Source organism: Halochromatium sp. (genome assembly GCF_054919635.1).
Map to the genome: position 1 here is coordinate 1 of NZ_JBUDPI010000206.1, position 6,824 is coordinate 6,824.

The following is a 6,824-nucleotide window of genomic DNA, read 5'->3' on the forward strand; positions in this document are numbered from 1 at the left end:
GCCCCCATCCGCTCCCTGGACCAGGTGGTGGCGAGCAACCAATTCTTGCCCCAGAGTGCCGGAGCGATGCGGTGGGCCATGGCCGTTGACACGGACCCGCAGGCACAGCAACCGCCCTGTGTCGATGTCCGGGGCGACCCGCGGCGCAAGGCCTTGCTCGAGGCCGTCCTCACTGCGATGGCTGAACAGCGGATCGATGCGATCATCTACCCGAGCTGGAGCCATCCGCCACGGCGCATTGGAGATAGCGAGAGCCCGCACGGCAACAACAGCCCAGTCATTGCGCCCCATACCGGGCAACCGGCCATCACGGTGCCCATGGGGTTCACCGACAGCGGCCTGCCGCTGGGCCTGCAACTGCTGGCGCGGCCGTTCGACGAGCACAAGCTGTTCCAATATGCCTACGCCTATGAGCAAGCGACCCAGCACCGCCGTCCGCCGCCCGGATTTGGTCGCCTTCAGCCTGAGGCGTGGTCCGCAACCTTGGATGACGTGGTCGCGCCGTCTCGGTGATGCCGCGTGGAGAGGTCAATGGCCCAACTTGAGTCTGTGGCGTCAGAGGCGACCGCTGCCGTCGAGTGGACAAAGCATGACGCCGCCTCAGCATCCCGCCAACCGGTCGGAGAGGACATGAGCATGGGGAATCCGACGGATGCCATCGATGCCTGACATCAGGTTTCGTCTCGCCGAACGGCAAGACCTGACCGCACTTCGCGCGCTCTATGCCGCCTCGGTCGAAGCGGCTGCGCCGGGTGATTACAGCCCACAGCAGATTGCTGCCTGGGCCGGGTATGCCTCGGAACCGGCCTTTGCGGCGTTCGTTCTTGATCCTATGACGCTGATCGCAATCCGCGACCAGCAACGGATTGGCTTCTGCGGGATCGAGCTGAGCGGACACATTACCTCGCTCTATGTGCATCCCGATCACCTCCGCTGCGGAATCGGAACCGCACTCTTAGGCGAAGCCCTGAAGCGCTGTCCGAGGCCGCTGGCGGGTCATTGGTTTGCTGAGGCCAGCTTGTTCAGCCGGCCGGTGTTTGCTCGGCTTGGCTTCGAGCAGGTAGGCCTCGAGCAGACCGAACGAGGTGATGTGGGCTTCGAGCGTTATCTGATGCGGTGCATCCCTGAATCGAATCAGAGGATAGTCTGAGGTGATCTAGCGAGTTCCTCGTGCGCGTTGATGCCCTCGCTCAGCAGCGGGAGACGCATAACCAGGAACGCGGATTGGTCCGGCCGTGCATCAATACACCGGCGTCGTATCCCCGCCATCGACTGTCAGCACGGCCCCGTTGACGAAACTGGCGGCCTCGGAGCAGAGCCAGACGATGGCCGCCGCGGTCTCGCGCGGATCGCCGAGGCGGTTCATGGCCGAGTACTTTGCCGCCATGGTGCGGTATTTCTCGGCCGCGCCTTCTGCGTGGGGATCGACGATTCCGGAGACCGTGAAGCCGGGGGCGACGACATTAACCCGCAGCCCGCGTCGTCCGTAATCCACCGCCGCCGTTTTCGAGAGTCCGATCACCCCGAACTTGCTTGCGCAATAGGCCGCATGGCCGGCGTCACTGGGCTTGAGGCCGTAGATCGAGGCGAGATTGACGATCGCACCGCCGCTTTGCGCCAGCATGACCGGGATCTGATGCTTCATGCACAGCCAGACTCCGATGAGATTGATGCCGATGACCCGGTCCCAGTTGGCCTCGGTGATCTCGGCTGTCGGAATCCTGGTCTCGCCGATGATGCCCGCGCTGTTGACCGCACAATCGAGTCGGCCGAAGCGATCCAGCGTGGCCTGCACCAGAGCAGCCACCTCCGCGTTGCAGGCGACGTCTGCCTCGACGAACGCCGCGTCACCGCCGAGTGCTCCGATCTTGCTCAGCAACGCGTCGCTGCCCTCTGGGCGGTCGGCGGCGATGACCACCTTCGCCCCATCACGCGCTAGTGCCAGCGCGCTCGGATGCCCAAGCGTCGGCGGTTGCTCGTTCAAGATCGGAAGGTGCCTCCAGGGAGTGGGTTGACTGCGACTGCAGCAAGCCCTGGGCGGTGGTGGAATCTCGTCCCGACAAACGCGCATTGAGTACCAGATCACAGCAGCGAAGCACAGGATCGCTAGACTCGTCCAAGCGCTGATCGAAGCGCCCAACAGTCCCTGACTCCCGGGGGGATGTATGCACCACCAACAGTCTCAGATCGCCCACCAGCCGCACCGCTCCGAGCCCATGCACCGACGCCTGATCCTGCAAAGGCTGCGACCCCACCTGGCGCGCCTAACTTGAGCTCATCCTTGGCCGCACCATGTGCGTTCAGGACAACGGCTTCTCCATTACTGCCTTCCAGTGCTGTGGAATACCGAGCCTGGCGCGGTTCAGGCATCGCGATCCAAAGCGCCGGAGCCATTGCGTCCGGATGCATCGAACAGCTGGACGCCGAGGTGCTGGAGCGGTTGATCTGGCGCTGAATCGGTTTCCGCTCGGTTTGACCGATGAGTCAACCGCGCCTGAGCGCGCCTCAGACTCACCCCTGATCGCTCGCCGAGCAGGGACCGCGGAACTGCTCGGGCACGTTGGTGGGGCAGGCACCGCAGTCCTCATTGCCCGGCACCGCAAAGTCGATCTTGCGCGGATAGGGCAGACCAAGCCCATCCATCAGCGCGACGAAATCCTCTTTTGAGCGCCCCTGCCCAAGCCGCGGGTTGCGCGCCTTCTCCTGGGCGATGCTCGAGACGCACCGCTGCTCATAATCATGGCCAGGGTAGACCAGGGTCTCATTGGGCAGCGAGAACAGCTTGTTGTGGATGCTGTGGTAGAGCGTCGCGGCATCACCGGATTGAAAGTCGGTGCGGCCACAGGCCTCGATCAGCAAGGCATCGCCGGTGAACAGCAGCTTCTGCACCGGCGTATCGATCAGGTAGGCATGGTGATGATCGGTATGACCGGGGGTAAACAGCGGATGCAGGCTCACCGAGCCGACCGCGAAGGCCTCGCCCTCTTGCACCCCGAGATCCGAACAGGGCAGATCGAGCATCTTTGGATAGGCGATCTGGCAGCCCGAGCGCTGTTTCAGCCGCCGCGCGCCAGTGAGGTGATCGGCATGCACATGGGTCTCCAGGGTCGCCAGCAGGGTTAGCCCAAGATCCTTGAGCACCTGCAGATCACGCTCAACGGTGTCGAGCACGGGATCGATCAGGATCGCCTGACGGCTCTGCTCACAGCCGATCAAATAGGTATAGGTGGCGGAATCGGACTCAAAGAGCTGCTTGAAGATCATGCGCAAAGGCCTATGCGAGAGGAGTGTTGTTCATGGGCAGGACTGGCCTCGGACGTGGTGCCATGCGTGTCTTACGCCAACCCCCCGCCAGCCCGCGACGCAAGCATACAGCGCATCGCGACCGGCAGGCGCCTAGGTACCCAGATCCTTCAGCCAGAGCAGGAAACGCTCGAGTTCGTGGCGGTAGGGCTCGAGCGTGAGCGGATGGTCCTTCTGCCAGGCCAGCCAGCGGCTGACAGCCTGTAGACCGCTCTGGCAGTCGGCCAGATGCCCATGCTCCGGCGCGATCAGCCAACCGTCGCCGATCGTTCATCAGATGCGCGACATGAATGACCCGCTGATCAACGGGTGCTCCCTCTGTCCTAGAGTCGCAGCGTTGGCGCATTCACATAGTCGGGGGCCACCCGCGTATCGAGCGGCTGCGACATAAGCCGTCGGCCAGCGGCCGCAGCGGCCTGCCTCGACCCTTGCGTATCACGACTTTCGATACGTGCCATCGAACGTGACGTTTAGGCCACCGCATTGGCCGTTGTCATTGGAGACAGACAGGCTGTTCTCTTTGATCTTGATGCTCAATTTACAACCATCGGTACTACCGTCCGAGTAGTCGATCTGCTCGCCATCGATGGCGACTGTCCCTTCGAAAGAGCCGGTTCGGGCAATGCCGCTGGCGTTGTCGATCCAGGTTGCATTGCCCGTTGTAAAGGCTTCACCGCCACCCAGAGGACGAAGCTTGATCACGGCGGAGCTTGGGTCCAGCTTGCCATTGATCAACCGGCTGTAGGTTCCGGCGATATCTCTATTGATCGCGCCGCCGGCGGCGATTCGTTTCAGTTGCTGAAGCCTATCGCGATAGACGCTTGTGAGGCAGACACGGGTCTTACAGGAGTCTCGTCGGTACTCCAGCCAACTGCGTTGACTCGCGCGAAGCGCGTTAGCATCGATCGTCTTACCTAGGGCTGCGCGATAGCTCGTGGTTAACTCGTCATCGAGCTCCGATAGTGCAGGATCGGCACAAATGGTCTTCTCGACCCCCGTCTTGGCCTTCGTACAGTCGAAACCCGCTGAAGATACCTGACAGCAAAAAAAAGCCAGTCCGAAGGCCAATAACAATGATATACGGGCACACATGGTTACAGTCTCATTGTTTTCGGTCGCCCAGTCCGGGATTGTATGAGCTCCATTTATTCGGTGTTGAAGACGTCACGCTTCCAGGTGACATCAAGAAGCCAAACATCTTTCGCATAATAGAACCTCAACGATATAAATCGACAGATCAGAGGCGCCAACCTTATAACAAAAACTCAAGGAGAAGCAAGGCAGGCGAATATGAGCAGAGCAGAAACGGGCTGGGGTAGAGACTCCCAGGAGAATCGGTGACTACGCGCGGATATCTCGACAAAGGGTAAGGTCAGACGATTCCGTTCATGCTGTATTTCTTGATCAGTCTGTGTCTCCCAATCACGAAATGCTGTTGCTGGAAGCTGCGCGGCATTTCATTCAATGAGGGCCCTCTGGGGCGATCGTCGCCTCCAGTCGTGTCTGGCCGGCGCAGCAGCTTGGCCCCAGTCCAGCTCTGCCGATTGGGTTAAGGCGTTGGCCGCTCAGACCTCAGGGCCAGGGTTCACTGCGGTGGTTGAGAGGCTGCCTGTTGCGGCCTATCGATGGCGGTTCGCAGTGCGGCCAACTCTTGCCTGAGGGTGCTCAGCTCCTCAAGCACCCGGTCGGTGTCTTGGTGCATCGAGCCTTCAAACCGCTCTCGCTCGCTCTCATGCTCGGCCTCATGCATGGTCTGCATGGTATCGACGATGATGCCGATGAACAGATTGAGCATGGTGAAGGTGGCGATCAGAATAAACGGGATGAAGAATAGCCAAGCCATCGGATAGGCCGCCATCACCGGGCGCACGATGCCCATCGACCAGCTCTCCAGTGTCATGATCTGAAACAGGGTGTACATCGAGGCGCCGATGCTGCCGAACCACTCTGGGAAGCCGTCGCCGTAGAGGTTGGTGGCCATGACGGCGAAGACGTAGAACAGCAACAGCATCAGTCCGGCGATCGAGGCAATGCCGGGGATGGCCTTGAGCAGGGCATCGACCACGAAGCGCAGCCGCGGCACCGTCGAGACCAGCCGCAGCACCCGCAGCACGCGTAGGGCCCGCAGCACCGCCAGGGGTCCACTCGCCGGGACCAGGGCGATGCCCACGACGAGGAAATCGAAAACGTTCCAAGGATTGCGGAAGAAGCGCGGACCAAAGGCGACGAGCTTGATCGTAATCTCGGCGACAAACACCGCCAGCACCACGCGATCGGCTGTCCGTAGCAGGGGACCCATCTGTTCCATCAGCGATGCTGAGGTCTCTAGCCCAAGGGTCAAGGCATTGAGCACAATCAAGCCAATGATCACGCGCTGCACGGGCGCAGATTCAATCCAGGTGCCGAGGCGCGCACGCGACGACAAGGACGACGACATAGACGACTCCAAGGGTGACAACGATAAGGGTAAGAGAGATAACGGCTTCTAGAAGCCAACGGTCAAGCGCTAGAGCTTCTTAATCGAGCAGGCGCACCCGAAGTTGCAGATACCTTTCATCAGCGTCTCCTGTTGACCAGCGTCTGACCCCTGGCTCCCTGAGTCTCTGCTCACCGCCAATGTCCAGCCACTCATCCAATGGCCCGCGCAGGGTGGTCTGCGCAGAGGAGCCGCGCAGGCGGCCATTTCCCTGTGCCTGCTCGTTTTGCTGATAGAGCTCGACCGTGACCTCGTCACCATGAGTGCGCGCCAAAGCGTAGAAGCCGGTATCGATCGATTGCATCTCATGACTAAAAACGGCAGCGCCTTGCCGTGCCCAGACACCAACAAGATTGGTGACCGGACGCCATTCGCCCGTCTGAATTCGGGCAGGGCGCCCGTCAAGGGTCTGCACCCGCTGTAGCAGATCCTGTTGGCGACGGGTTCCGATCACGCGGGCGCTACCGCGCCGCGCCGCACCGTCATACTCGGCCGACTGCTCGGCGAGGCGCACCTCGATCATCAGCCGCCGTGGTGGCTGGTCAAGCCGCTCAAGCGCTTCACTAACAGCGGCGATCTCGGAGGTCGTGCCGCGCACGATAAGCTGATCTCGATGCGCAACCAAGGTGCCGCCGCCGACAAATGGGCGAAGCACGTTGAGCAGTTCTTCGGCCGGCTGCGAGTAGACCGGCAGATAGGCGACCGCCCGAGCGGTATCGGCAACGATTGGCTGGGCGAGCGTTAACCAAATCAAGAGTCCGAAGAGGACAGGCCGCCACATCAGGCACTTATCTCCCGGGTAGGTCGAGGATGACGATGACGGTGACTGCTTGCGACTGGAGCGAGGAGCATGGGGATGAGCGCGACTCAGCTAGGGCAAGGCCACATGGTGCCTCAGGCGCAGTCCGAATGCACGTGCCTTGAGCGAGCCGTGGCGCGCGCTCATCGGCGGCCGAACCCCGGGGCGCGACGCGGCTGCCGCCCGAACTGCAACTCGACAAGGAACTGCTGACCGAGCAGCCCGACCCCGGCGTGATGGACGCGG

General features: G+C 61.6%; 7 protein-coding genes. 2 read left to right on the forward strand and 5 right to left on the reverse strand.

Annotated features, from left to right (window positions below; genetic code table 11):
* Both ACY693_RS12525 and ACY693_RS12530 read left to right on the forward strand, forming a co-directional pair.
* Positions 1 to 513: amidase family protein (locus ACY693_RS12525; protein WP_462322162.1), on the forward strand; the 513-nt coding region annotated here is incomplete at its 5' end.
* 148 nt (positions 514 to 661) lie between these two features.
* Positions 662 to 1,150, forward strand: coding sequence for a GNAT family N-acetyltransferase (locus ACY693_RS12530; RefSeq protein WP_462322163.1), 489 nt, complete (start codon positions 662 to 664; stop codon positions 1,148 to 1,150).
* Between the two features lie 90 nt (positions 1,151 to 1,240).
* Here ACY693_RS12530 and ACY693_RS12535 read toward each other — a convergent pair whose 3' ends face one another.
* From ACY693_RS12535 to ACY693_RS12555, 5 genes are all read right to left on the reverse strand, one after another.
* The gene (locus ACY693_RS12535) at positions 1,241 to 2,071 is read right to left on the reverse strand and encodes an SDR family NAD(P)-dependent oxidoreductase (protein WP_462322164.1); all 831 of its coding nucleotides are present in this window, start codon (positions 2,069 to 2,071) and stop codon (positions 1,241 to 1,243) included.
* A 440-nt stretch (positions 2,072 to 2,511) separates the two neighbouring features.
* The gene (locus ACY693_RS12540; RefSeq protein WP_462322165.1) at positions 2,512 to 3,264 is read right to left on the reverse strand and encodes an MBL fold metallo-hydrolase; all 753 of its coding nucleotides are present in this window, start codon (positions 3,262 to 3,264) and stop codon (positions 2,512 to 2,514) included.
* A gap of 474 nt (positions 3,265 to 3,738) precedes the next feature.
* Positions 3,739 to 4,395, reverse strand: a complete 657-nt coding sequence (locus ACY693_RS12545; RefSeq protein WP_462322166.1) for a lysozyme inhibitor LprI family protein — start codon at positions 4,393 to 4,395, stop codon at positions 3,739 to 3,741.
* A 493-nt stretch (positions 4,396 to 4,888) separates the two neighbouring features.
* The gene (locus ACY693_RS12550) at positions 4,889 to 5,740 is read right to left on the reverse strand and encodes an ion transporter (RefSeq protein WP_462322167.1); all 852 of its coding nucleotides are present in this window, start codon (positions 5,738 to 5,740) and stop codon (positions 4,889 to 4,891) included.
* Between the two features lie 79 nt (positions 5,741 to 5,819).
* Positions 5,820 to 6,560: a secretin N-terminal domain-containing protein gene (locus ACY693_RS12555; RefSeq protein ID WP_462322168.1), complete on the reverse strand. Its 741-nt coding sequence runs from the start codon at positions 6,558 to 6,560 to the stop codon at positions 5,820 to 5,822.
* Positions 6,561 to 6,824 lie beyond the last annotated feature (264 nt).

Excerpts from the sequence above, each read along its gene's own strand:
- ACY693_RS12555 (WP_462322168.1), bottom strand. The coding sequence starts at position 6,560 with ATGTGGCGGCCTGTCCTCTTCGGACTCTTGATTTGGTTAACGCTCGCC.
- ACY693_RS12535 (WP_462322164.1), bottom strand. The coding sequence starts at position 2,071 with ATGCGCGTTTGTCGGGACGAGATTCCACCACCGCCCAGGGCTTGCTGC.
- ACY693_RS12530 (WP_462322163.1), top strand. The coding sequence starts at position 662 with ATGCCTGACATCAGGTTTCGTCTCGCCGAACGGCAAGACCTGACCGCA.
- ACY693_RS12550 (WP_462322167.1), bottom strand. The coding sequence starts at position 5,740 with ATGTCGTCGTCCTTGTCGTCGCGTGCGCGCCTCGGCACCTGGATTGAA.
- ACY693_RS12545 (WP_462322166.1), bottom strand. The coding sequence starts at position 4,395 with ATGTGTGCCCGTATATCATTGTTATTGGCCTTCGGACTGGCTTTTTTT.
- ACY693_RS12540 (WP_462322165.1), bottom strand. The coding sequence starts at position 3,264 with ATGATCTTCAAGCAGCTCTTTGAGTCCGATTCCGCCACCTATACCTAT.